Origin of the sequence: Psychroflexus planctonicus, from assembly GCF_014640195.1 — a bacterium.
GTDB lineage: Bacteria > Bacteroidota > Bacteroidia > Flavobacteriales > Flavobacteriaceae > Psychroflexus > Psychroflexus planctonicus.
Map to the genome: position 1 here is coordinate 110,224 of NZ_BMGM01000003.1, position 26,986 is coordinate 137,209.

The window sequence follows — 26,986 nt, forward strand, 5'->3', positions numbered from 1 at the left end:
TTAAGAAATAAATTTAAGTACACTTTTGAAACCCAAAAACAAACTAAACAGCAAAATGAAAAATCCAAAAGCGGACTGCCAGAAATTGTTTTTGTACTTCCCCATCCATTTTTTATTGCTTACTATAATATATAAGAAAATTGCGGCAAACGGCAATAGAATTGCGTTACTAATTTGAGCAGTTTGAATCAATTCCAAAGGTTGAATCCCCAAACTTGAAAAAATTACACCCGATAAAATAATGCCGATCCACACCAATTTAAAATACAATTTTCCTGATTTTCCTTGCCAGTTTAAAGTAGATTTTAGCACATAAGCTGCTGCCAATGCAGCCGTAATGGTGGATGTAATTCCTGCTGCAAAAAAGCCAAAACCCAATAAATAACTAGCATAATCGCCATACAAAGGAGCTAAACTATCGGCAAACTTTGAAAAGTCGCTAGTCATGATTCCTTCTTGGTACAAGGCAGCACCCGAAATTAGCACCGCCATGGAAACTATACCGCCCAAACCCACCGCAATAAAAATATCCCATCGTGCATATTTGATGGCGTTAGGCGAATTCCATTTTTCTTGTACAATGGCCGAATGCAAAAACAAATTGTACGGAACTACCGTTGTACCTACAATCGCTAAAATACTGGTCAGCGAATTTTCAGGAAAACTAGGTACAAAAATCCCTTTGGCAATGCCTAACCAATCTGGAGCAATCAACAAAGCGGAAATCACAAACGACAAGCTCATCAACACCACGAGAAGCATCAATACGTTTTCTATTTTTTTATACGACCCTAAAGCTAAAATGAAGATGGCAATTCCTCCGATTAAAATGGGTAAAATATTCAAATCCATTTCAAAAAAAGAAACCTTATCCAACTTGAAAACCGCATCAAAACCCAAAACAGCTCCGGTAATATTTCCCGCTTCGTAAGCAGCGTTTCCTAGTACAATGGCAACAATTACCAATATTAAAGAAAGTATTTTTTTCCAAGGCGTAGTAAAATAAATGCGAATTAATCCGGCTAAATCTTTACCTGTAACCAATCCCAAGCGTGCAGACATTTCCTGCAAAACGATGGTTGCTAAAATGGAAAACAACAAAGCCCAAAGCAAATCGTATCCAAAGGCAATTCCTGCCATACTGCAAACGGTGATGGTTCCTGGACCGATAAAGGCAGCGGCAATTAAAGCACTTGGACCGATGTTCTGGAAAAGTTTTTTCACAAGGCTTTTTGTTGTTTGATGGCGTACAAAGCAAAACTGCCTAACCAATGTGAGCCTTCGTAAGCATCGCCTACCAAATTTGGATAAGCGGCCACAAAATGTTGGTTGGCCAATTCTTCTAAATGTGCTAAATCAGGTTGTTTTGCCAGTTCAAAAAGATTCCATGCTCGACTGAAATTCAATCCATCCAAATGCACTAATTTTCCATCACTTCGGTCGCTTACTTTGGCAATTTCTAAATCAAAATTTGAATCATATAACTCTGGTAAAAATGCATAAGACCAATCAAAAAATTCATCTTCATTTAGAATTTTAGACATCAATTTGGCTTCTTCTAAGCATGGAGATAAAAAATCATATCCGCTAGGTTCCCAAGTAATCGGACAATTTTTATCGTCTAAATAATAGGTTTTTGCTCGTTCAACAATCAAATTTTGCAAAGCTTCTTTTTTGAATGCCACAGCATAATCATATGTAAAAGACAATGCAAATGCGGTGTTAGAATGTTCACCAACACGAATTGGATAGACTAATTTGGGTAGAAAATCCATCATTTTGGTTTCTAAAACTTCAACTAAAGGCTGAATATTTTGCAGCAATTCTGCTGAAAGTTCATCATCCCAAGAATGCAATTCTGTTGCTAATTGAAACAGCCAAGCCCAACCGTAAGTGCGTTCAAATGAAGCATTTTCTTCTGTTTCAAAAAAAGCGATTTCTTGTTGAATGTGTTCTTTTGAAAGATGCTCCTTCAATTGAAGTTTGATGGATTCTGCTTGTTTCAAATCGGGATATTTTTTCAACAAAACCACCAACGACCAATGTCCGTGTACTGCAGAATGCCAATCGAAGCAGCCATAAAATGCGGGTCTTAATTCCTTTGGTGTGGCTAAATCGGATTCGCTTCCTAATACTTGACCTAATTTGTTGGGATATTCTTGCGAAATGCATTCCAAAGGCAAGCTGGCTAGCTGTTCCGCATTTTCTTTAGTGAACTCTGGAAAAGTTGTTTTGGTAGTTTCAGATGTTTGATTTTCTGTGGTAAATTCACATGAAAACAGTAGAAAAACACAAGTTAGTACAGCTAATTTTTTCAATGTAATGGATTTTAATTTTCAAATGTAGCAGATTCGCTTGACTTTTAAACCTGATTTTAATTATAATCAGAAAGTCAAAATCAATTAAAATATTCAGTTGCAAGGCAATTTTTTGAAGGATAGCCTAGCTATCGAGAAAAAAATTAACGCAGTAAATGGGTGTTTTAATTGACCTTTAATTATTATATTCGGTTTTAAACAGCAATCTACTTCATTTTATAACTCCGCAATATCTTTATATAATATTATGAAAAAGTTCGTATCGCAACATTTTAAGCTCTTTTGACAAAGTGAGTATAAATGAAATCAGGTTTTAAAGAAAGTTTAATGCTTAATGCGCTTTGAATGCATTATTATTGTAAAATCACAAAAAATTCAAAAAATGTCCATTAAGGTTCATCAAGTTAGTAAATCTTACGGCTCACAAAAAGCCTTAAATCAAGTAAGTTTTTTTGTTCCAAATCATCAAATTTTAGGTTTTTTGGGTCCAAATGGAGCGGGGAAATCTACTTTAATGAAGATTTTAACGGGTTATTTGTCGGCAGATGAAGGCTCAGTAGAAATTGATGGGATTCCTGTCCATGAACAAAAACTGGAAGTTCAAAAAATAATCGGCTATTTGCCTGAGCATAATCCGTTGTACGAAGAAATGTATGTGAAGGAATACTTATCATTTCATGCTGAAATTCACCATATTTCCAAAAGTAAAATTCAGGAATATATCGAATTGACAGGTCTTACAGAAAATGCGCATAAAAAAATTGAACAACTTTCCAAAGGATATCGGCAACGGGTTGGATTGGCAGCCGCTTTATTGCACGAACCCAAAGTTTTAATTTTAGATGAACCTACTACCGGTTTAGATCCAAAGCAGTTGGTAGAAATCCGACAATTGATTCGCTCCTTGGCAAAAGACAAAACCGTGATGCTTTCTACCCACATCATGCAAGAAGTAGAAGCCATTTGCGATCGAGCAATTATAATTAATAATGGTGAGTTGGTTGCCGATAAAGATTTAACCGAAACCCAAACTGACCAACAAATGATTGAAGTGGAGTTCAATTACCGCATTGAAGAGCAAGCCTTAAAAGAATTGCCGCATTTGTTGAGTATTTCCAATCCGAGAGGATTTTTGTACGAACTCAGCTTTAAAGTTGAAAAAGACATGCGTTCAACAGTATTCGATTTCGCTTACGACAAAGGATTGAAAATCATTCAATTGAATAAGAAAACCCAAAGTTTAGAAAACCTATTTTTAGAATTGACATCAACTGAAGAATTTACTTAAAATAAACACCTATGAAACATATATTTTTACTTGTATTCACTTTTGCATTAACAATAGCAACTGCACAAACCAATCCCAAAATTTATGATATTATCGAAAAGGTTTCAGCTGAACGACTTGAACAAGATGTGCAACAACTAGTAGATTTTGGTACTCGAAACACTTTTAGCGACACCCTTAGTGATACTCGCGGAATTGGTGCTGCACGACGTTGGATAAAAAGTGAATTTGAAAAAATTTCCAAAGAATGTGGTGGTTGTTTAGAAGTGTTTTACCAGAAAAAAATGGTGACCAAGGAAATGGGAAATCGTGTTCCTTTTGATACTTATGTTGTCAATGTAGTAGCCATTCAACGTGGAAAAAAATACCCTGATTCGTATGTCATGATGAGCGGTGACATCGACTCCCGTGCTTCTAACACTATGAATTATGAAATTGATGCACCTGGAGCCAACGATAACGCCACTGGTGTAGCTGGAGCAATGGAAGCAGCACGAGTTTTATCTCAATATGAATTTGACCACAGCATTGCTTATGTTGGATTAAGTGGTGAAGAACAAGGTTTGTTTGGCGGTCAGTTTTTAGCTGAATATGCAAAAGAAAAAAACTGGAAACTGATAGGAATTTTAAATAACGACATGATAGGAAATATTGAAGGTGTTGATGGTGTGATTGATAATAGAAGTTTTCGAATTTTTTCTGAAGCACACAATCCTTTAGAAACCGAGCGTGACCGAATCATGAAGCGATTTTATGGTGGCGAAGTAGATGGAGCTTCAAGACAATTGGCTAGATACGTTCACAAAACCACCAAAACCTATATGCCTGAAATGAACCCACAAATGGTGTATCGCTTAGACCGTTTTGGTCGTGGTGGTCATCATAAACCTTTTAATGATGTAGGTTATCCCGGCATCAGAATTATGGAAAGCCACGAAAATTATAATCGTCAGCACCAAGACATTCGTACAGAAAACGGCATTGAATATGGCGATGTAATTGAATATGTAAACTTTGAATATGTGAAGAAGCTGACTTCAGTAAATGCCATTAACATGGCGAGTTTAGCTTGGGCACCACCAGCGCCAGAAGTAGTAAAAGTTGGTGGAATTGTTGAAGCTTCGGTTAAATTAGCATGGAGCGAAATAGAAGACGAAGATGTAGCAGGATATAAAATTTATTGGCGAGATACTACTTCACCTACATGGGATAATTCTCGTTTTGTTGGAAAAGTAACCGAATTTACCTTAGACGGAATTGTGATAGACAATTACTATTTTGGAATTAGTGCAGTAGGCAAAAATGGACATGAAAGCCCTGTGGTTTTTCCAAATGAACTTTTACGTAACTAATTTTTATTATATTCGTTTTCTGTTAGTTAGGCTTTGTATGAATAATAGATTTGTTGTAATGTGTGCATTGCTTTTTCCATTTATAGGAATTAGCCAAACTCCCGAACAAATAAATGAAATTAACAAAGCATACAATTCGGCTGAAATTTCAAGATTAAAAGAAGATTTTAAAAGAAAAAGTATTCAAGATAAAAAGGAAGTTGAGCAATATGTTAAAGAAAACAACTTACCTATTCGTTATCGAGATTCCTTAGGGAATTTGGTGCTTATGGTTGAAATTTATAAAGGAAAACCACTTTATCAGACCACAAATACAATTCAGGCAGCACACTCTACACGAACAGACTGGCTTTTTGAGAATCAAGTTCTTAATTTGAATCTACAAGGTGAAAATTTAACCGCTTATGTTTGGGATTCAGGTCATGCTAGAATTTCACATCAAGATTTTGAGAATGAAGATGCTACAAGCAAAATTACCATTGGTGAAGATATAAGTGAATATAATTTAGACAATCATTCTACACACGTATCAGGAATTATAGCAAGCACGGGAAACAATCAACTTCGCTCTCGCGGAATGGCTAAAAAAGCGCAAATTAAAGCTTATGAATTTACCGATGCAGAAATTGAAGCTACTAGCGAAACAACTAATGGCATGTTGGTTTCCAATCATTCTTACGGATTTAGTAGTCAACAAATTAAAGATGGTGGTTTTTCTGAAGTTGTAGGTGCATATATAAGTAGATCCAGAGAATGGGATGAAATAACTGTAAATGCACCTTACTATTTGCCGGTAACTTCAGCAGGAAACGATGGAAACTTTGATTTTAATGACGATCCGCTTGACCCGGCCAATCCTGAATACGATAAACTATCTGGTATGAAAACCAGTAAAAATCCATTAGTCGTTGCTAACGCCAACACGGCTTCTGTAAGTCCAAGTGGTGAGTTGCTTTCAGTTGATATTAATTCTTCATCAAGTCAAGGACCAACAGACGATTTACGTATTAAACCCGACATTACTGGTATTGGCACTCGGGTTTTTTCAACTACAAGTGGTGCAGATGATGCCTATGAATACTTAACAGGAACTTCAATGTCATCTCCAAATGTGGCTGGAACTTTACTGCTACTTCAAGAATTATACGAAGGTGAACAAGGCAATTTTATGCGTGCAGCAACTTTAAAAGCTTTGGTTTTACACACTGCTGACGATGCTGGAATGACTGGACCGGATGCGATTTACGGCTGGGGATTGTTGAATGCCAAAAAAGCAGCAGAAGAAATCCAAAATAAAAATGTAAATAAAAGCATCATTATAGAAGATGTTTTACTGGATAGTCAAACTTATACCTTAAATGTTGATGCTAACGAAATTGAAGATTTGGAAATTTCAATTTCATGGACAGATCCAGCAGGAACCTTAAGCACAACTGCTAACGATTCAAACCCAATTTTGGTAAACAATTTAAATTTAAAAGTAAGTCAAAATACAACAGATTACTTTCCTTGGAAGCTCACAGGTGTAAATACCAACACCACAGGAGTAAATAATGTTGATCCTTTTGAAAAAATTGAAATTGCTAATGCAAACGGTCAATATACAATTGAAGTTACACACGCTGAAAGTTTAACAGACGGAGAACAAAACTTCACTTTAATAGTAACAGGCGTTTCTCCAAATACTGTGGTTTGTTCTCCTATACAAAACCTTGCAGAAACCAGTATTGATGCAACAAGTCATGATTTTTCATGGGACGCATCACCAGATGAAATCAACGGTTATGATTGGGCCATTGCTGAAGCTGGAAAACATCCTGATGATCATCAAATTATTCAAGAAGGAACTTTAGGTACAGGAACAACATCCTTAAGCACAACTAATTTAAGTCCAGCTACTAATTATTCATTTTTTGTAAAAACCAATTGTACTTCAGAAACTAGCGAATGGAACAAAATTGCGTTTACAACTCCTTGTGGAACCCTTGATTTATTTCCTTTCATGGAAGATTTCACTTCATCTTCAGCTTCCTATGACTGTTGGAGTGTTGATGCAAGTACAAGTGCTTTTTGGGCTCCATTTAATTCAGGTACAAATTTTGGTTCCGTTAGATCTCCTTATTCAGGTAACCGAAATATGGTATTTGTTCCAAACGGAACCGAAGAATTGGGTTTTGTTTCTCCTTATTTTGATGTTTCTAGCTTTGGAAATGTACAACTGCAGTTTTTTATTGTTCAGCAAGAAGACGCAGGAAATCAAAATGAAATGAAAGTTTTTTTTGAAGAACAAGGAAGTTTGCCAGTTGAAATAGCTCACTTAACTGCAATCTATTCAGATTGGACAGAAATTACTTTACCGCTTACTACTACTTCTACTCCATTTAGAATTATTTTAAAAGGAATAAGTAAAAGCGGTCCGATGAGTGCTATTGATCATTTTCGAATCTTGTACGATGGTTATCATTTTCAAGATTGGGTTTGGAGACCAAGTAATCCTGAAAATGAAGTTTCTACTTTAACAGATGATATTTGGGTAGAGAACAAAACGGCTACTTTACATAAAAAGACCTTGGCAAAATCCATTCAAATTGAAACCAACTCAACTTTAGCCATAGCAGATATTCTAGAAATAGATGAAAATATCACGGGTGATGGCTTATTAAAATTCCTAAATAATAAAACTCATTTAGGCCAAATGGCTACACTACCTATTTCATCTATGGTAAATGTAGAAACGCAAGTTGAACGTTGGATTCCAGCAGGCAATCAAAGTACACGCGCATTTAGAATGCTTTCTAGCCCAGTCAGTTCTACAAGTAGCATTTATGCAAATTGGCAAGAAAATGGAAATCAACCCCAAGGTTTTGGCACACATATTACAGGAAGCCAAACAGGCTTAAATGGTTTTGATGCCACAAGCACCGGAAATCCTTCTATGTATTGGTTTGATCATGCAGAAACAAACCAATCAGGTGGCGCAGCTTGGACAGAAATAGATAATACCGATGTAAATACCATTTCAGCAGGAAATCCATATCGTTTGCTAATTCGTGGAGATCGAACTATCGATTTAAGCACCAACTCACCAACACCAACCAACACCAAATTAAGAACAGAAGGCAGTTTGTTTGTAGGTGATTTTAGTCCCAATTTGGCTTCAGGAAATGAACAATTCAGTTTTGTGGGTAATCCGTATCAAGCTATTGTAGACGCTAATTTACTTACTTTCTCAGGCGACATTAATAGCAACTTTATGTATATTTGGGATCCCAATTTAAATACTAATGGTGGATTTGTAACCGTGGAAATTGCCACAGGCGATCATGCTACTACATCAGAAGCCAATCAATTTATTCAACCTGGGCAAGCTGTTTTTATTCGAAACAATTTAAGCGTTTCTACTACTCCAAGTATCACTTTTACAGAGACAAGCAAAAATGTAAACCAAAATGCGACACAAGTGTTTTCTAATACTGAATTCAATGAAGAAATTAATCTGAAATTAGTCAATAGTCAAGGTGAAATTGATGCCATTGGATTGCGCTTTAATGAAACTTACAACAACGCATTTACTGATGCGGATGCAGGTAAAATGGGAAATGCAAACGAAAATTTAGCCATTATTGGAAACAATCAATTATGGAGCATCACCAAAAGACAACATTTACTTCATAAAGAAAGCATTCCGCTGTTCATTAATAATTATACAGAAACGCATTATGCATTTGTACCTGAAATTACTTTTTATGAAAGTGAAGTGACTTATTTTTTGAAAGATCATTTTACAGACACTTTAGTTGAATTACAAAACGATTCCCCTATTCCATTTGAAGTCGACAATGCTTCGCCAGAGAGTGCAAGTGCATTTCGATTTGAAATAGTTGCTGAAACAACAACCTTAGCTGACGAAAATTTTATTCCATATGGAATTAACTTGTATCCCAATCCAGCTTCAGATCTTTTACATATTGAAATCCCCAACACATCAAATCCGCATTCAATTGAAGTATTTGATATTTTAGGCAAGTCTGTCTATCAAAAGGAAATTACATCATCAGAAAATAATATAGATTTAGACGTAAGCTCGTTTTCTGTTGGAACCTACATTTTAAAGTTAAAGTCAGATATAAATCAATGGACGCAAAAATTCATTAAGAAATAGTAAAGTACACGACAAAAATTGATATTAGTCAAATCAGTTCTGCCCCATCCCTAAAGGGAGCCTGATTTTCCTTGATTTCTCCCATTAGGGGCGGGGCAAAAATCAAGGAATTTTAGAGAATTTATTTTTTTGTCGTGTACTATAAAGAAATAAATTAGCTATTCGATTTAATAATTTGAACAATTTCACCTTTTTGCAAAACACCGCTTTGTCTCCATTTTTGTTGTCCTTTTTTAAATAACATCATGGTCGGCACTCCCCTAACTTGATATTTTGCGGCTAATTCCTGATTTTTATCCACATCAATTTTTACAATCTTAACCGCTTCACCTAATTCTGTTTTTACTTCTTGTAAGATAGGTGCAAGCATTTTGCAAGGACCACACCAGTCAGCAAAAAAATCGATTAAAATGGCTTTGTCTTCGTTGATGATATCGTTAAAACTAGATTTCATATTCTTATGATTTTAATGTGTGCAAAAATACAAACTTAAAAGACTTGGGATGGTAACTGATGTTACAAAAAAGGCTAAAAAACAGCTACAATAAATTACATGGTAAGCTTGACTAAAAACACGATACTATACAAATCTAATAATGTCTAAGTAATTACCTGTCACTTTTTCTTTTATGGACCTAACTCAATCACTATGGATTTAAAGTCCATAGTTTTGATTGCAGACTAAAAAGTCTTTTTACCACCAATGCACTAATAATTTTAAAGTACAAACCATTTATATTATTGTATTCGATGCGTTTAATAAGTTTTTAGAAGTTAAAGCAGATGCACTAAAGTGCGAAGTTTTATCTAAATTTGAGACCAATAAATGTTCATAAGTTTTCAAACAATTTTAATTTCCATTAGAAAAGACCCTTTACATTTGATATATATTGTTTAATCAATTCTATCCAAAAAAAGCAAAGTAAAGTAACGGAATTTAGATTAGAAGGATGTAGACAACACATAATAGCAAATTTCATATTGCAAAACCACCTAATACACTCCTATTTTATAGGCACTGAGGATTTGAAATAGCAATAAAACGATTTAGTGAATAAAAGTTTATATTTTTATTGATGAATTTGTATGAAGAATAAAGTGAGTAAAACGAGTAACGAAAATCAAAATAGCGATTTACAGCCTATAAACAACTTTGTTATTTTCAAAACCGAAAGTGGCAAAGTGAATATAGACGTTTTTTATCAAGACAAAACGCTTTGGTTAACGCAAAAAAAAATAGCTGAACTTTTTGAAAAAGGACGTTCTACCATAACCGAACACCTTAAAAAAATATTTGAAAACGGTGAATTAGATGAGAAAGTGGTGTGTCGGGATTTCCGACACACCACTCAACACGGTGCTATCAAAGGGAAAGAACAAGAAACGACTGTAAAATACTATAATTTAAGAGCCATAACAGCGGTTGGCTACAGAGTAAACTCACAAAGAGCTATTGAATTTAGAAAATGGACAACTGAAATTTTGCACGAATACATCATCAAAGGTTTTGCTATGGATGATGAGCGTTTGAAGCAAGTCAAACATTTTGGAGAAGATTATTTTGAAGAAATGTTGGAGCGAATCCGAGAGATTCGATTAAGCGAAAGGCGTTTATATCAAAAAATTACCGACATCTATGCACTATCCGCTGATTATGACAATAAATCGGAAATAACCCAACATTTTTTTGCTACAGTTCAAAATAAGCTACATTGGGCAATAACAGGGAAAACGGCTGCAGAAATTATTTATACCGAAGCAGATGCTACAAAGATTTATATGGGCTTAAAAAATTGGAAGCAAGCCCCTGACGGAAAGATTTTAAAAAGCGATGTAACGATTGCAAAAAATTATTTGAATGCTGAACATCTAAAAGCTTTAGAAAGAATAGTTACTTCTTATTTAGACTTAGCCGAAAATAGGGCAAGAAACTGGCAAGTAATGAATATGAAAGATTGGGATAGCTTTTTAGTTCAATTTTTGGAATTGGCAGATTATCCTATTTTAAGGGATAAAGGCAAAATATCAATGTTGGAAGCAAAGTTAAAAGCTGAGAGTGAGTATGATAAATTCCGTGTTGTTCAAGACCAAAATTATGTTTCCGATTTTGACAAGGAACTAAAACAAAGACTAAAAAGCAAATGATATGTATTGCTGAAAAATAATAAAAAGAGAAAATATTGAAAATACAAGAATTTCTGTGTGCAATTCGATTGGTGAAATGGTATCACTTTTTAGTTTTATCAGGTAAAATGTAAAATCATTTATAAAACTTATCTTTGAAAAAAAATAATTCATGGATTTAAATCAGATTCCGAAACTCAATCATTTAACATCAAATAATTTCTTTTTATTGGCTGGACCGTGTTCAATTGAAAGTGAAGACATGGCTTTTAAAATTGCTGAACGCGTTGTCGAGATTACCGATAAATTGAAGATTCCGTATATATTTAAAGGTTCGTTTAAGAAAGCAAACCGCAGTAGAATTGATTCTTACACGGGAATTGGTGATGAAAAAGCACTGAAAATTCTAGCTAAAATCAGTAAAGAATTTAATGTTCCTACCGTTACCGATATTCACGAAATAAGCGATGCAGAAATGGCTGCTGAATATGTAGATGTTTTGCAAATCCCCGCTTTTTTGGTAAGACAAACCGATTTGGTGGTGGCTGCTGCCAAAACTGGTAAAGCAATAAATTTGAAAAAAGGACAATTTATGAGTCCAGAAAGCATGAAACATGCGGTGACTAAAGTAACCGATTCTGGAAACTATAAAGCCATGATTACCGACCGTGGAACTATGTTTGGCTATCAAGATTTAATTGTAGACTTCAGAGGAATTCCGACTATGCAGCAATACGCACCAACGGTTTTGGATGTTACGCATTCGCTACAGCAACCTAATCAATCTTCAGGGGTAACCGGCGGAAGACCAGACATGATTGAAACCATAGCACGCGCTGGAATTGTAAATCAAGTAGATGGCTTGTTTATCGAAACTCATTTTAGTCCTAAAGATGCCAAAAGTGATGGAGCCAATATGTTGGATTTACAACATTTGGAAGGTTTATTGACGCGATTAGTTGAAATTAGAAAAACCATCAATCAGTTTTAAGTTATTTTTCAGCTATTAATTCATTTCTGAATAGCTAATAAACATAAAAAAACCGCCAATAAAGGCGGTTTTTCAGTTTTATGAAACTAAGCGTTTATTTTTTATACTTTCCGTATTTTAAATCGAAGCGATCTAGTGTCATTATTTTATGCCATGCATCTGCAAAATCTTTTACAAACTTTTCTTTAGCATCTTCCGCAGCATAAACTTCAGATAAAGCTCTTAATTCAGAATTAGAACCAAAAATTAAATCGGCTCGAGTTGCTGTCCATTTTACTTCACCAGTGGTTCGGTCTTTAATTTCAAATACTTCTTTATCTTCATCTATAGCTTCCCACTTAGCATTCATATCCAACAGATTTACAAAAAAGTCATTGGTTAAAACTTCTTTATTGTTGGTTAACACTCCATGCTCAGAACCATCATAATTGGTGTCTAAAACTCTCATTCCACCGATTAATGCTGTCATTTCTGGTGGAGTTAAAGTTAATAAGTGTGCTTTATCAATTAACAATTCTTCAGTTGTAAAGATGTAATTTCCGCTTGTGTAATTTCTAAAACCATCTGCAATAGGTTTAAGCAAATTAATTGATTCTACATCAGTTTGATCTTGCAAAGCATCCATTCTTCCTGGTGTAAATGGAATTTCGATTTTTACACCTGCATCTTTAGCTGCTTTTTCAACTCCTGCATTTCCAGCCAAAACAATTAAGTCTGCCATGGATATTTTTTTGTTTCCTTTGGTTTTTTTATTGAAATTCTTTTGAATTTTCTCTAATTCGGAAATTACTTTATTCAATTGATCTGGATTATTTACATCCCAGTTGCGCTGTGGCTCTAATAAAATTCTTGCTCCATTGGCACCACCACGTCTATCTGAATCACGATAAGTTGAAGCTGCAGCCCAAGCTGTTGATACCAACTCTGAAACCGAAAGATTAGATTTTAGTATCGCTTTTTTTAATTTGTCTACATCTTTATCTGCTACCAATGTATGATCTACAGCTGGAATTGGATCTTGCCATATAAATTCTTCATTTGGAATATCATCACCTAAATAGGTTGAAGTAGGTCCCATATCACGGTGAATCAATTTAAACCAAGCTTTAGCAAAGGCGCGTTTAAATTCTTCTTCATCTTCTAAAAATCGTTTTGAAATTTTGTCGTAAGCAGGATCCATCTTTAAAGATAAATCGGTGGTTAACATATAAGGTGGTTGTTTCTTTTCATCATCAAAAGCATGCGGAATTATGGCTTCAGCATTTTTTGCTTTCCATTGATGACCACCACCAGGACTTTTCATCAATTCCCATTCGTATTCATATAAGAAGGTTAAATAATCGTGGCTCCATTCGGTTGGTGTAGACGTCCAAGTTACTTCAACAGTAGATGTAATAGCGTCTGCACCGCTACCCGATTTATAGTCACTCATCCAACCTAAACCTTGGTTTTCGATACCTGCCGCTTCTGGTTCAGGTCCCATGTGTTTATCTTCTGCAGCTGCGTGTGTTTTGCCTAATGTATGACCGCCAGCAATTAAAGCTACCGTTTCTTCATCATTCATCCCCATTCTCCCAAAAGTTTCTCTAATGTCATGTGCGGCAGCAACTGGATCGGGTTCACCATTCGGTCCTTCTGGATTTACATAAATTAATCCCATTTGTACAGCGGCTAAAGGTTTTTCAAGATCTCTATCTCCTGAGTATCTTTCATCTTCTAGCCATTCAGATTCTGGTCCCCAATAAATATCTGTGTTGGGTTCCCAAGTATCTTCTCTACCTCCAGCAAAACCAATGGTTTCAAATCCCATATCTTCAAAGGCTACATTTCCAGCTAGAATCATTAAATCTGCCCAAGAAATTTTATTGCCATATTTTTGTTTGATAGGCCATAACAATCTTCTTGCTTTATCTAAATTGGCATTGTCTGGCCAACTATTGATGGGTGCAAAACGCTGTTGACCATCTCTTGAGCCGCCGCGACCATCGCCAGTTCTGTACGTTCCTGCGCTGTGCCATGCCATTCTGATAAAAAGACCGCCATAGTGACCAAAATCTGCTGGCCACCAATCTTGAGAATCTGTCATTAATGCTTTTAAATCGGTTTTTAAAGCTTCTAAATCTAAAGTACTGAAGGCTTCTGCATAATTAAAATCTTCTCCCATAGGATTAGATTTCTTTGCATTTTGTCTTAAAATACCAACATTTAAACTATTTGGCCACCAGTTTTTGTCTTTAGTTGAAACACGTTTTACGGCAGAATCTTTGTAGCTTTCTGCTTTACTTGATGCATTTGCATGTGCAGATGCTGAGTGTCCATTTCCTTTCATTCCAGTAACTGGACAAGTAGCTTCACTTTGTCCGATTAAAGAAAATGAAAACAAGAGACTACATAGGAGTACTAAATTTTTCATATTCTTAAAATATTTAATTATTAATGAATTTTATAACGATTCAAAAATAATATATTTAGCAATTATCAGATTTACTTAAGGCTTTCAATTTTATTATTATGGGATAAGATAAAATTATTTCAAACAATAAGTCATTCGAATTGAGTTAATTATAACTATAAGATAATCTTATAAATATGAAATAATCTCGTCTTTTATCTGTATTTTGATAATTTAAGTTCTTATGTTCATTGATTTTGCCCCTTTAAAATAGCGTTAAACTGGATGTGTTTAGTAAAATACTAAATAGATTGCATTAAAAAAATGAAATATTTCCTAATTGCTTTATCAATTCTGTTTAGTTTGAATTCTTTTTCACAAGATGTAACTGGAAAGTGGATTACTATTGATGAAGAAACTAATGTCGAAAAATCTATTGTTGAAATATTTAAAAAAGATGGAAAATATTACGGTAAAATAGTTGAATTTCTTGAAGATGATGCTAAGCCAGATGAGCCATGCCAGCATTGCAAAGGCGATATGAAAGGCAAAAAACTAATGGGATTTGAAGTTTTAAAAAATTTTGAAAAAGATGGAGTTGAATATGTAGACGGAAAAATTATAGACCCAGAAAACGATAAAACTTACGACGGTAAAATTTGGGTTGATGAAGATGATTCTTCCATTTTAAATTTGAGAGGTTATATTTCTATTGTTTATAAAACTATTCAATGGAAAAGAGCTGAAGATTAAATGCTGAAAACTAAGTGATGCTTTCGCCGCCATCTACTTTAATAATACTTCCGTTGACCCAGTTGGCTTCGGGTAAACTCATTAAATAGACCATATTGGCCACATCTTCTGGCTGAGTTAATCTGCCCATCGGATTTAATTTTTGTTTGACTGCTGCTAATTTTTCGCTATTGGGAATTTGTTTAAAAGCTTCAGTTAAGGTTAATCCAGCTTGAATACAATTGGATGTTATTCCAAATTGAGCAAATTCTACTGCTATATTTCTACTTACTGCTTCTAAAACACCTTTTGCCGAAGAAACGGCTGCATATCCTGGCCAAGCTTTTTGATTTCCCTCGCTGGTAAAAGCTAAAATACGACACGGATTATTGAGCAATTTGGCTTCAAATAAAGCATCGACCCATTGGTACAAACTATAACCCATAGCATGAACACTGATGGAAAAATCGGTTGCTGTTAATTTATTTTCACCATACATATTCTTTAAACTTCCTTTGGCGATGCTATGTAAAACCAAATCTATTTTTAATGAAGGGATTTCATTTTTTACTTCTTCAATGATTGCTTTGATAACTTCTGTTTTAGTTGCATCTTTATTGAAACTGTAACACGCTAAACCTTGTTTTTTGAATTCTTCAATTTCGTTATGAAATTCGTCTAACTGGTTTTTTGGATCACGATGAATCAAGATTAAATTCCAACCGTGTTTAGCAAGTTTTTTTGCACTAGCCCAACCTAAACCTTTACTTCCTCCGAGAATTAATGCAAATTTTTTAGATTTCATATTTACAACTTTGGAATTTCAATTACAAATGTTTTAAAAATACAATAACGGAATTAAAATACTAGCCGCAACCCAAAAAAGTAAGTTTAACCCTACTCCTACTTTAAAGAAATCTCTAAATGTATACTTTCCTGCGCTAAATACCATGGCGTTGGTTTGGTAGCCTACAGGCGTCATGAATGTTGCAGAAGCAGCAAACATGATGGTAATTAAAAATGGCAGTGTTTCCATTTCCATTCCATGAGCAGTTGCAATAGCAATAGGTGCCATTAATGCAGCAGAAGCGTTATTAGACATGATTTCGGTTAAAAGTGAAGTAGTTAAATACAAACCTGAAATAACAGCAACTGGACCAAAACCACCCAATTGATTAGTTATAAAATAAGCAATGTACAAGTCTAAGCCAGTATTTACCATGGCGGTACCTAAGCTTAAAGTTCCGGCTAAAAGAAAAATAATTTTCCAATTTACGGCTTGATACATTTCTTTCATATCCAATACTTTGAGTAATACCAAAGCAACAACACAAGAAATTACACCTACCATGATATCTAAGATATTGAATGCAGCCAAACCAACCATCACTAAAATTAAACTCAATACTTTAATAAATTTAGGCTTATCAAAATCAGTGATCATATCTTCGCTGAGAAGAACAAATGGAGCTTTTTGATCACTTTCAATGCGTTTTAATTCTTTTACGTAATGGGTTTTTACTTCTGCAAGAATAATGTCTCCAGAACGCAGTCTTACATCGTAAATACCATCATTAGAAATGGATTCTCGGTGCTGAATTGCCAATGGAATGGCTCTAAATCTTCTTCTGAAGTCTAATTCCTTCAAAGTTTTATTATGCAATTCAGATTCAGCTGAAATAACCATTTCCACCAAAGTAGATTGCGTTCCTTTTAAATCGTCATCACCAATTTTTATAGGAGTTGATACCAGAATTTTGGCTTGATCTTTTAAAGATTTTATTTTATCTACATTGCATCTCACTTTTAAGATATCGCCCGCTTTTAAAATAAAATCTCCTGCCGGTTGTACATATTGATTGGTGCTTCTTCTCACCTCCATTACATCCAACTCTAGATCTTTTACCAGCTCCGAATCCATGATGGCTGTATTCACTGAAGAAGAATCGCTTAATAATTCTATTTCAGTTACATAAGATCTTAAATTAAACTTTTGCTTTAAATTCTGATTTGCTCTGTTGGGAAGTAATTTTCGACCAAAAAGAATCATGTACAAAATGCCAATCACCAATAAAATTACTCCCATTTTGGTCATAGCAAACAAATCGATAGCCGCTTCGCCTTCTTTTTCGGCAATACCGCTCACTAAAATATTTGTGGAAGTACCGATTAGTGTACACATTCCTCCAAAAATAGAAGCAAAAGACAAAGGAATGAGCATTTTAGCAGGACTTAGACCCGCACGATGTGCAATTTGAATAACCACAGGAATAAAAACAGCAACAACAGGTGTGTTGTTAATAAAAGCGGAAATGAATGCAATAAGCAGCATCATTAATAACAATCCCAAATTGAAATTTCTTTTAAAAAGCTTAGACAATCGCTGTGCTAAAACTTGTAGCGCTCCAGTTTTTAGAAGTGCTTCACTTAAAACAAACATAAAAACAACCGTAATAGTTGCTTTGTTGCTAAAACCAGCAACGCCTTCTTCGGCAGAAATACTACCAGTTAGAATTAAAGCAAGCATGATAAGTATTGCTACTAAGTCTATAGGCAACAAATCGGTTGCGAATAAAAATACGGCAACTCCTATGATAACCAATGTGATAATTGCTGCTGTAGCCATTTTTTCAAATTGAAAGTCGACAAATATAAAGTATCTCTATCAATTTACTAGAGTATTAAAATAAAAAGAATGAAGAATTTGGAAGTTCAATTATCTAATATCTCACACCAAACAACATCTAAAATTGCTAAAAATATTAACTTATTTTTTTGTAAATTGCAAAACAATATACTTTGATGAAAACTACACCACTATCTACCGCAGAAGCTAAACGTTTAAAGGCTTTGCGAAATTTAGAAATACTAGATACCGAGCCAGAACAGCAATATGACGAAGTTACAGAGCTGGCCTCTCTAGTTTGTGAAGCACCAATCGCTCTAATTTCATTAATAGATAAAAACAGACAATGGTTTAAGTCTTGTATTGGAATTGGAAAAAAAGAAACCAATCGAGAAATTTCGTTCTGCCAACACGCAATCGCCAGTAATAAACCGGTTTTTGAAATTACAGACGCCAGAATAGATGCTAGATTTAAAAATAATCCGCTCACTTTTGGCGAAAATCCAGTTGTGTTTTACGCCGGGGTTACTCTAAAAGATGAAAATGGTTTTGCATTAGGAACCTTGTGTGTGATAGATCACGAACCTAGAACCTTAGACGATAGACAACGGAAAGCGTTGATTTACCTTGCCAATCAAGTTGTCCAACTGTTTAATATTCGATTGAAAAACAATGTTTTACGCGAATCTCAAAAACAACTCAAAGAAAAAAATACTCAACTCAAAAATTTTGCCGGTGTAGTTTCACATGACATGAAAATGCCTTTGGCTAATATGATTGTAACCATTGATATTTTAAAAGCAAAATACGCCAATATAATAGACGAAGCCGGTATTGAATACTTGCGAAACTTAAAACGTTCCGCTTTTAAACTGAGCGATTACATCAGCAATATTTTAATGCATTATGAATCTGATAACATTACAGATAATAACCAGATAGAAGAGTTTAAACTCAACGATCTGATTGAAGATATTATTGGTATGTTAGATATTACAGAAGACTACCAATTGCATTTTCCTGAAAAAGATTTAACCTTATCTACCAATCGAGTAGCTTTAGAACAAATTCTATTAAACTTAATTGGTAATAGCTTCAAATACAACGATAAAGACAAAATTATTATTCATATAGAATGTATTGAAGAAGAAGGATTTTACAATTTTGTGGTTACTGACAACGGTATTGGCATCCCAAAAGAAAAACAAAAAAGCATATTCGAATTGTTTTCTACAGCAGCCGAGAAAGATAGACGCGGCAGCAAAGGAAATGGCATAGGACTTTCTACCGTAAAAAAAATAATCAGAAACTTAGGCGGAGACATTAAAGTGGAATCTAAAGTGGGCCTAAAAACCAGTTTTAAATTCTTTATTGAAAAAGAATAAGAAATTAAAATGAACAACTTTTAAAATCCGTATTTTAGCAGCAAATTTTCGACTTTACCTAAATGATGCAATTTAAAAACCCAGTATATCTTTACTTCCTTTTTTTATTGCTCGTTCCCATTATCATTCATTTATTTCAACTTCGGCGTTTCAAAAAAACAGCGTTTACCAATGTAGCATTGTTAAAAGTACTGAGCGTTCAATCTAGGAAAAGTTCACAAATTAAAAAATGGATTGTGCTGAGTTTACGCATGCTCACCATTGCATCTTTTGTGTTGGCTTTTGCACAACCTTTTATTCCAGCTTCTACAGAAGCTTCACAAAAAACGGTGTATGCAGTGTATTTAGACAATTCGTTTAGTATGCAAATGCCAAGTAAACGAGGTAATTTGCTTACACAAGCTAAACAAGAGTTAGTCGAATTGATTCCTGAAAACGCCACTGTTCATTTTTTTACCAACCAAGACCGTTTTACCAATTTAAATGCAGCTACTTTTAAAAAAGAAGTCTTAGCTATTGAATTTTCCGATCAAGAATTAAAAATTGAAAACGCAGTAAATAAAGCCAAAAGCTTATTTGGCAACAAAAATGCAAACAACAAAATTGTTTTGGTATCTGATTTTCAACTGAAAGATGAAACCGATTACGCTGCTTTGTTGAAAGATGAAAGCATTTCGTTACTGCAAGTTCAACCCGAAAACAAAATCAATTTTAGCATAGCAAATCTGGATTTTAATGAAAATGAACAAACTTTAAAAATTCAACTTTCGGCTTCCGAACAAACCCAAGAACAAGTTGAACTTTCCGTTTACAATGCTTCAGAATTACTGGCGAAACAAGAAGTAGCTTTTGAAAATTCAGCTTCAACTGAAATTGAAATTTCTTTAAGCGAAGGCGAAATTACCAACGGAAATGTGCAAATTGAAGATGAAGCCATTCAGTATGACAACCAGTTTTTTTTCAGCATCAATTCAACTCCAAAAATTAAAGTGTTAGCTATTTATGAAGAAGAAGCTTCCTTTTTACGGCGCATTTTCAAAAATGAAGAATTTGAATTTGAATCCACTTCTATTGAAAATTTAGACTATGCACAATTGAATGAAAAAAATATTATTGTGCTAAACGGTGTAAAAAACATCAGTAATCAACTGAATAACAGCTTGATTAAGTTTTCAGAAGATGCTGGTTCAGTGGTAATTATTCCACATCAAGAAGCAAAATTAGAAAATTACAACACCACTTTACTCAACTTGAATTTACCAAAATTCAATGCTGCTATTGACAATGAACAAAAAATCACCAACATCAATTTTGAGCATCCTTTACTGGAAAATGTGTTTACAGAACAAATTACAAATTTTGAATATCCTTTAACCCGTTCACATTTTCAAATGAAAGCGGGAAACAATGCCATTTTACTTTATGCCAATCAAGAAGCTTTTTTAACTTCTGCCGACAAGAATTATGTGTTTGCTGCCAGCTTTTCAACAGAAAATTCCAACTTTACCAATTCGCCTTTAATTGTACCGATTTTGTACAATATCGCAAGGGAAAGCGTGCTGAAACAAAATATTTTTGATTTTACGGATGAAATCAATCAGTATTTAGTAGAAGTGAATCTGGCTAGCGACGAAGTGGTAAAACTAACAAAAGACGAAGATGTCTTGATTCCGCAACAGCGAAGATTTAGCCAAAGTGTGGAAATCAATACTCCCGAGTTGCCAATAGAAGCAGGAACGTACCAAGTTGAAGCTGCTGGTGAAACCTTGAAAAACATCAGCTTTAATTATCCCAGAACAGAAAGTAAACTTGATTATCTGCAAGCCAATCAGCTTCAAAATCAAGACCGATTAAAGTCTATTGAAGATTTTTTCAATCAAGAATCGCGCTTGCAACAAGTAGATGAATATTGGAAAGTCTTGCTTATGTTTGCTATTCTTTTTTTAATTTTAGAAATGTTGGCCTTACGTTACTTAAAATAATGTCCCATGAAAATCCTGCTGAAATCTGCTACTATTATTGATGAAAACAGTCCTTACCACCAACAAACAAAGGATATTTTAATTGAAAAAGGAGAAATTCTTCAAATCGAAAATCAACTTTCAGTTGAAGCAGATCAGGTTTATGATGAAGCCAATTTGCACCTTTCACCAGCTTGGTTTGATGCGGGCGTTTCCTTTGGCGAACCAGGTTTTGAAGAACGCGAAAGCATTGCCAACGGTTTACTAGTAGCCGAAAAAAGTGGCTTTAGCGATATTGCTTTAGTGTCCAGCAACCAACCTTGTACCGACTCTAAAAATGTACTGGAAAGTCTGCGCGATAAAGCAAATCATTCACTGACTAAAATTCATCCCACGGCTTGTTTAACCAAAGGGATAAACGGAACAGATTTAGCCGAATTATACGATTTGTATCAAGCTGGAGCACGTGTTTTTTCAGATGATTTACAACCCATCGAAAATCCTAATTTGCTAAAATTGGCTTTGCAATACACCCAAAGTTTTGGTGGCTGTGTGGCATCCTTTCCGTTGGATAGAAAAATTGCCAATCAAGCCCAAGTGCATGAAAGTTCAAACTCCATGAAGTTGGGTTTAAAAGGAATGCCGAGCTTGGCAGAATCGCTTCAAATACATCGGGATTTGGCTATTTTAGAATATACTGGCGGAAAATTACACATTCCATTGATTAGTACGGAAGAAGGAATCAACTTGATTAAAAGTGCTAAAAAGAAAGGTTTGCATGTTTCATGCAGCGTTGCTATTCATCATTTATTTTTTGACGATGAAGTCCTTCAACATTTTGATGCCGATTACAAAGTATTTCCGCCTTTGCGTTCCAAAAGCGATGTAAAAGCACTTCGAAAAGCCGTAAAAGATGGCGTTGTGGATTTTGTAATTTCCGACCACAGACCCATGAATTTGGAGCAGAAAGAAGTCGATTTTGTCTTGGCTGCCTTCGGAAGTATTGGTTTAGAAAGTGCTTTTGGTGCTATGAACAAATTATTTGGAGCGGAGTTGAGCGTAAAAATGTTGACTGCTGGAAGGAAAGTTTATGGTTTGACACAAGATGTAATTCAACAGAAATCTAAAGGAAGATTTACTCTTTTTACCACCAATGATAAATATACTTTTGACAAAGAAGATATTTTATCCAAATCGAAAAATGCTATTTTCTTAAACCAAGCATTGCAAGGACGAGTGATTAAAATGTTGTAAATAGCAATAAATAAAGAAAAAACCCGATGAGTGAACAACCTTTAAAAAAACCAGAACGAAAAGGCAAAACTGCTGCAATTGTTGGCTATTTAACCATCTTTGGAAGCTTTTTAGCCTTGTTTTTGAACAGTGAAGAAAACAAAACCAAGTTTGGGAGTTTTCATATTCGGCAAGGCTTAGGACTGAATTTAGTTTTTATTTTATTCGGTGTAATCCTAAACGGAGTGTATGAATATTTAAGTGAATTTCAAAATCTAATGGTTGGTGCTGCATTTTACTTAGCCTACTTTATTTTATGGATATATGGTTTTGTTGCGGCCGTTTCTGGAAAGGAAAAAAAAGTGCCTATTCTCGGGGAATTGTTTCAAAAAACATTTAAAAATTTAACCTAAATGACCACAAAAGATTTAAGCTTAACCCACAACATAAGACCTTCATCTTTAACTGAAAAAGCACCGCTTTTGCTACTGCTTCACGGTTACGGAAGCGATGAAAACGACTTGTTTTCTTTCGCAAGTGAATTGCCTAAAGAATATATTGTAGTTTCAGCTAAAGCACCACACAGCCTACAACCATATGGAAATGCGTGGTATGCTATTAACTTTGATGCCGCTGGCGATAAATTTTCAGATACGGAGCAAGCGATCAAATCCCGTGAACGCATCATGCAATTTATTGATGAATTGATTGATGCTTATCCGATAGACGAAAAAGACATCAATTTATTGGGTTTCAGCCAAGGTACTATTTTGAGTTTTGCAGCCGCTCTATCCTACCCTGAAAAATTCAACAAAATTATCGGGTTGAGTGGCTACATCGATAAAAACATGTTGGTAAATGGATTTGATATCAAGGACTTTTCACATTTAAAAGTGTACAATTCGCATGGAAGCCAAGACCAAGTAATTCCTGTTGATTGGGCACGAAATAACCAAGAAATTCTAAATGAACTAAACATCGAATTCAAATATGAAGAATTTCCCGTAGGTCATGGAGTTGCACCACAAAATTTTGCAAGTTTAATGAAATGGTTGGTGATGTAAATTTTAGGTAAAAATTTAGATTTAAACATTGTACTACCTCCTGCATTTCGGCTTGTCTCAATGATTATCCGCAAAGGGAAGCTTTATATGTGCTATTGATCCCTTTAATTGTATTATTTCTCAATCTCAAAATATTTCATTAATTCCGTATAATTGTCTTGTGCAGATAGGCAGGTATCAACCAAATAGTCTTTTATTTTTGGGTATTCAGTCAAGCCTCTGTAATAGAAAAACTTAAATTCATCTTCAATAATAAATGGGACAATATTATTTTTTAAGCATTCTTTAAACATGATTAGTCTTCCTACTCTTCCATTTCCGTCTTGAAATGGGTGAATCGTCTCAAATTCGTAATGAAAATCAATAATATCGTTAATTTCAATAGTATTCTTGTTATTATAAGTTTCCAACAACTCAAAAATGTGTTTTTCTACTTCATTGGGTTTAGATGTTTCAATTCCACCAACAACATTAGGCTTTGACTTATAAGTTCCAACTCTGAACCATTCTTTTTTTGAGTCAGAAGTGTTTAATTTTAAGATTTTATGAAATTTTTTAATGTGTTTTTCTGATAAAGGTTCATTGACTATTTTAAGCATATAATCAAAACACTGAAAATGATTCACTGTTTCAATAATATCATCAATGTTTGTAGCAGTTGTTCCTTTTTCAGTAAATAAGGTATTGGTTTCGTAAATGTATCTTGTTTGTTCTTCAGACAATTTACTGCCTTCTATTCTGTTGGTATTGTAGGTTAGCCTTATTTGAGTTTTATGATAAATTCCACCTTTTAGATTGCTCGATTTTTCTTCTTGTAATGTTTCTAAAAGTTTCATTGTAAATAAATTTGAATAACGAAGGTAATTTTTTCTTCTTAAAGTTTTTCGGTTTGTTACTTTTAAATTAGGGCTTGACTAAACAGCTTTTGTAAATTGAAAAACTTGTGAACTCACTTCAAAACAAAAAACGCAAATTACTTCACTTCAATATGAATATGGTCGTCATGTCTAACGGTCCCGCAACCATGATACACCAATTTATCATTTTCTAAACCCAAACGGGTAACTAAATGGGGTTCAATGAAAATGGTATTTACATCTTCTTCCAAAATCAAATCGGATAAAAGTTTATGGTTTACCGATTCTGAAAATTGAAGCTGTGGATTAATGCAACCAAAGGTTACAAATTTGGTAAAATCGTATTGACTATAACCCGTATCTAAACAGGCATTGATTTGATTCCATTCGTTTACCAAAGGATTTACATAAATACCATAACCACTAAATGAAGGTTTTTTATTGGTGATTTGTTGCCCGTCTTTATAAACAAAACTAACATCAATTTTTTTACCATCATTATGATAGCGATGTGGTAACAGTGGAAAACCGTCTATAAAAGGAAAATTGGCATCTAGGTAAACCAATTTAATTCCTGAGTTTTCTTTGCTCAATTGTTTACCCATATTCTGCAGTACTTGATGCAGTTCTGCAGTAACGTAATTCCGATTGGTCCAACTGTAAAAAGATGAATGTGCTTGGACAAATTCAGTAGATGAAATTTTTTCACGTCCAAAATACGGGGCTAATTTTGGTGTAACAATATAAGTAGCCACTATATACAGGCTGATAAAAATTAAACTTCTAAAAAGAAAAGTATGCTTCTTTAAATTGTATGTAATGGCAAGCGTAATTAAATAAATCACCCCTCCAATTTGAGTAATTGCAGTTAATGCTAAAAAAATAATTGCCCTTACTATAAATAGTAGTTTGGTGTTTTTCTTGGAATAAGTTTTTGATTTTGCCTTCGCAAAACTACTATTCCGAATACCCAACAATTTAAACGACATTAGCTTAAATAAATACATAAAACAAAAGTAACATTCACAAAAGTATCAGGCTATTAAATCTAGGATTTTCTCTGGTGGGCGTCCAACAACTGCTTTGCTATTATGAACAAGAATCGGACGTTCAATCAATTTAGGATATTCATGCATCGCTTTAATTACATCAGCATCGCTTAAGGTTTTTCCTTTGTAACTTTCTTTCCAAATTTTTTCGTTCTTTCTAACTAATTCTATGGGCTGTAAATTCAGCATTTTAAGCAAAGCTTTTAATTCTAGCTCACTAGGAACTTCATCTAAGTATTTAATGATTTCAAAATCAATATTGTTTTCTTCCAATAATTTTAAAGCTTCTCTAGATTTTCTACACCTTGGATTGTGATAAATTTGTGTACTCATGTAATTTCAATTTAATCGGTTTCTTGTTTTTGGCCTGTCATCATTAAATAGGCTTTTAAAAAAGCATTGATATCGCCATTCATAACCGCTTCAACATTTCCGGTTTCATGTGCGGTTCGTACATCTTTTACCAATTTGTAAGGATGCATAACATAATTTCTAATTTGTGAACCCCATTCAATACTTTTCTTATTGGCTTCAATTTCTTTACGGGCAGCTTGCTGTTTTTCCAATTCAATTTGATACAACTGCGATTTTAGCATTTGCATAGCTTTTTGCCGATTCTCTAATTGCGAACGTGTTTCAGAATTATGAATTACAATTCCTGAAGGTTCGTGGGTAAGAATTACTTTGGTTTCTACTTTGTTTACGTTTTGCCCACCAGCTCCACTAGAGCGGGCAAAATCCCAACTGATATCAGCTGGATTGATATCAATTTCAATTGAGTCATCAGCTAGCGGATAAACGTAAACTGAAGCAAATGAAGTATGCCGCTTAGCATTGCTATCAAATGGAGAAATACGTACTAAACGATGAACACCATTTTCTCCTTTTAACCAACCAAAGGCAAATTCGCCTTCAATTTCTAAGGTAACCGTTTTAATTCCTGCAACATCTCCAGCCTGATGATTCAGTTCTTTGATTTTGTATTTTCGTTTTTCGGCCCACATCATGTACATGCGCATGAGCATTTCTGCCCAATCACAACTTTCTGTTCCGCCAGCACCTGCTGTAATTTGCAAAACCGCAGAAAGTTGATCGCCTTCTTCAGAAAGCATGTTTTTAAACTCTAATTCTTCAATTGCATGAAGTGCTTTTTCAAATCTGGATGCTACATCTGCTTCTTCAGCATCGCCTTCTTTGAAAAAATCGAATAAAACTTCTACATCTTCAGTAAAATTAGCAGCTTCTTCATAATCTTTAACCCATTGCTTTTTAGCATTGATTTCCTGCATTAGCAATTGTGCTTCTTGGGGTTTATTCCAAAAATCAGGTGCAAAAGTTTTTTCTTCTTCGTTAGCTATTTCAATTTTTTTGGCTTCTAAGTCAAAGATATTGTTTTAAGGCAGTAAGACGTTTTTTAAGCTCTTGGATATGTTCTGAATTGATCATGATGTG

Annotated in this window: 21 protein-coding genes; 11 read left to right on the forward strand and 10 right to left on the reverse strand. The window is 34.5% G+C overall.

Going from position 1 to position 26,986, the window contains the following annotated elements:
* The gene (locus IEV72_RS04130; RefSeq protein WP_188457830.1) at positions 1-1,224 is read right to left on the reverse strand and encodes an Nramp family divalent metal transporter; all 1,224 of its coding nucleotides are present in this window, start codon (positions 1,222-1,224) and stop codon (positions 1-3) included.
* Positions 1,221-2,318 carry a DUF2891 domain-containing protein gene (locus tag IEV72_RS04135; protein ID WP_188457831.1) on the reverse strand — a complete coding sequence of 366 codons (1,098 nt, stop codon included), beginning with the start codon at positions 2,316-2,318 and terminating at the stop codon, positions 1,221-1,223. The genes IEV72_RS04130 and IEV72_RS04135 overlap by 4 nt, the downstream gene beginning before the upstream one ends.
* Before the next feature lie 382 nt (positions 2,319-2,700).
* On the opposite strand from IEV72_RS04135, the gene gldA reads away from it, so the two are divergent.
* From gldA to IEV72_RS04150, 3 genes are read left to right on the forward strand one after another with little or no spacing between them, the layout of a single operon-like run.
* Positions 2,701-3,606 carry a gliding motility-associated ABC transporter ATP-binding subunit GldA gene (gldA, locus tag IEV72_RS04140; RefSeq protein ID WP_188457832.1) on the forward strand — a complete coding sequence of 302 codons (906 nt, stop codon included), beginning with the start codon at positions 2,701-2,703 and terminating at the stop codon, positions 3,604-3,606.
* A gap of 11 nt (positions 3,607-3,617) precedes the next feature.
* Positions 3,618-4,958: a M28 family peptidase gene (locus IEV72_RS04145; protein ID WP_188457833.1), complete on the forward strand. Its 1,341-nt coding sequence runs from the start codon at positions 3,618-3,620 to the stop codon at positions 4,956-4,958.
* A gap of 37 nt (positions 4,959-4,995) precedes the next feature.
* Positions 4,996-9,120, forward strand: a complete 4,125-nt coding sequence (locus IEV72_RS04150; RefSeq protein ID WP_188457834.1) for a S8 family serine peptidase — start codon at positions 4,996-4,998, stop codon at positions 9,118-9,120.
* 154 nt (positions 9,121-9,274) lie between these two features.
* Here the strand turns inward: IEV72_RS04150 and trxA are convergent, their stop codons facing one another.
* On the reverse strand, positions 9,275-9,574 hold the full coding sequence (gene trxA, locus IEV72_RS04155; protein WP_188457835.1) for a thioredoxin: 300 nt from the start codon (positions 9,572-9,574) through the stop codon (positions 9,275-9,277).
* A gap of 632 nt (positions 9,575-10,206) precedes the next feature.
* Here trxA and IEV72_RS04160 point away from each other — a divergent pair.
* Positions 10,207-11,265 (forward strand): virulence RhuM family protein, encoded by a 1,059-nt coding sequence (locus tag IEV72_RS04160; protein WP_188457836.1) that lies wholly within the window; start codon positions 10,207-10,209, stop codon positions 11,263-11,265.
* Between the two features lie 151 nt (positions 11,266-11,416).
* Positions 11,417-12,235, forward strand: coding sequence for a 3-deoxy-8-phosphooctulonate synthase (gene kdsA, locus IEV72_RS04165; RefSeq protein ID WP_188457837.1), 819 nt, complete (start codon positions 11,417-11,419; stop codon positions 12,233-12,235).
* 94 nt (positions 12,236-12,329) lie between these two features.
* Here kdsA and katG read toward each other — a convergent pair whose 3' ends face one another.
* A complete protein-coding gene (gene katG, locus IEV72_RS04170; protein ID WP_188457838.1) occupies positions 12,330-14,648 on the reverse strand; it encodes a catalase/peroxidase HPI in 2,319 nt (772 codons plus the stop codon).
* A 303-nt stretch (positions 14,649-14,951) separates the two neighbouring features.
* Between katG and IEV72_RS04175 the strand changes: the two genes are divergently transcribed.
* The gene (locus IEV72_RS04175) at positions 14,952-15,380 is read left to right on the forward strand and encodes a DUF2147 domain-containing protein (RefSeq protein WP_188457839.1); all 429 of its coding nucleotides are present in this window, start codon (positions 14,952-14,954) and stop codon (positions 15,378-15,380) included.
* Positions 15,381-15,390: 10 nt separating this feature from the next.
* Here IEV72_RS04175 and IEV72_RS04180 read toward each other — a convergent pair whose 3' ends face one another.
* Both IEV72_RS04180 and IEV72_RS04185 read right to left on the reverse strand, forming a co-directional pair.
* Entirely contained in the window at positions 15,391-16,164 is a 774-nt protein-coding gene (locus IEV72_RS04180) for an SDR family oxidoreductase (protein ID WP_188457840.1), read from the reverse strand.
* A gap of 33 nt (positions 16,165-16,197) precedes the next feature.
* On the reverse strand, positions 16,198-17,985 hold the full coding sequence (locus IEV72_RS04185; protein WP_188457841.1) for an SLC13 family permease: 1,788 nt from the start codon (positions 17,983-17,985) through the stop codon (positions 16,198-16,200).
* 176 nt (positions 17,986-18,161) lie between these two features.
* Here IEV72_RS04185 and IEV72_RS04190 point away from each other — a divergent pair, with 176 nt between their 5' ends.
* The 5 genes from IEV72_RS04190 (at position 18,162) to IEV72_RS04210 (ending at position 23,628) form a co-directional block, all read left to right on the forward strand.
* On the forward strand, positions 18,162-19,370 hold the full coding sequence (locus tag IEV72_RS04190) for a sensor histidine kinase (protein ID WP_188457842.1): 1,209 nt from the start codon (positions 18,162-18,164) through the stop codon (positions 19,368-19,370).
* 62 nt (positions 19,371-19,432) lie between these two features.
* The gene (locus tag IEV72_RS04195) at positions 19,433-21,352 is read left to right on the forward strand and encodes a BatA domain-containing protein (protein ID WP_188457843.1); all 1,920 of its coding nucleotides are present in this window, start codon (positions 19,433-19,435) and stop codon (positions 21,350-21,352) included.
* A 6-nt stretch (positions 21,353-21,358) separates the two neighbouring features.
* Complete coding sequence (locus IEV72_RS04200) at positions 21,359-22,585, forward strand: dihydroorotase (RefSeq protein WP_188457844.1); 1,227 nt, start codon at positions 21,359-21,361, stop codon at positions 22,583-22,585.
* Positions 22,586-22,611: 26 nt separating this feature from the next.
* Positions 22,612-22,977, forward strand: a complete 366-nt coding sequence (locus IEV72_RS04205; protein WP_188457845.1) for a magnetosome magnetite crystal formation protein family — start codon at positions 22,612-22,614, stop codon at positions 22,975-22,977.
* A complete protein-coding gene (locus IEV72_RS04210) occupies positions 22,978-23,628 on the forward strand; it encodes an alpha/beta hydrolase (RefSeq protein WP_188457846.1) in 651 nt (216 codons plus the stop codon). It begins immediately after the preceding gene.
* 113 nt (positions 23,629-23,741) lie between these two features.
* On the opposite strand, the gene IEV72_RS04215 is transcribed toward IEV72_RS04210, so the two are convergent.
* The 4 genes from IEV72_RS04215 to prfB all read right to left on the reverse strand — a co-directional run bounded on the left by IEV72_RS04215 (position 23,742) and on the right by prfB (position 26,980).
* Positions 23,742-24,464 (reverse strand): Fic family protein, encoded by a 723-nt coding sequence (locus IEV72_RS04215; RefSeq protein ID WP_188457847.1) that lies wholly within the window; start codon positions 24,462-24,464, stop codon positions 23,742-23,744.
* Between the two features lie 137 nt (positions 24,465-24,601).
* Entirely contained in the window at positions 24,602-25,330 is a 729-nt protein-coding gene (locus tag IEV72_RS04220; protein WP_229731797.1) for a hypothetical protein, read from the reverse strand.
* A 189-nt stretch (positions 25,331-25,519) separates the two neighbouring features.
* A complete protein-coding gene (arsC, locus tag IEV72_RS04225; RefSeq protein WP_188457848.1) occupies positions 25,520-25,867 on the reverse strand; it encodes an arsenate reductase (glutaredoxin) in 348 nt (115 codons plus the stop codon).
* 11 nt (positions 25,868-25,878) lie between these two features.
* A protein-coding gene (prfB, locus tag IEV72_RS04230) for a peptide chain release factor 2 (protein ID WP_188457849.1) occupies positions 25,879-26,980 on the reverse strand; the annotation gives its coding sequence in 2 pieces (ribosomal slippage) (positions 25,879-26,916 and positions 26,918-26,980; 1,101 coding nt in all).
* Positions 26,981-26,986 lie beyond the last annotated feature (6 nt).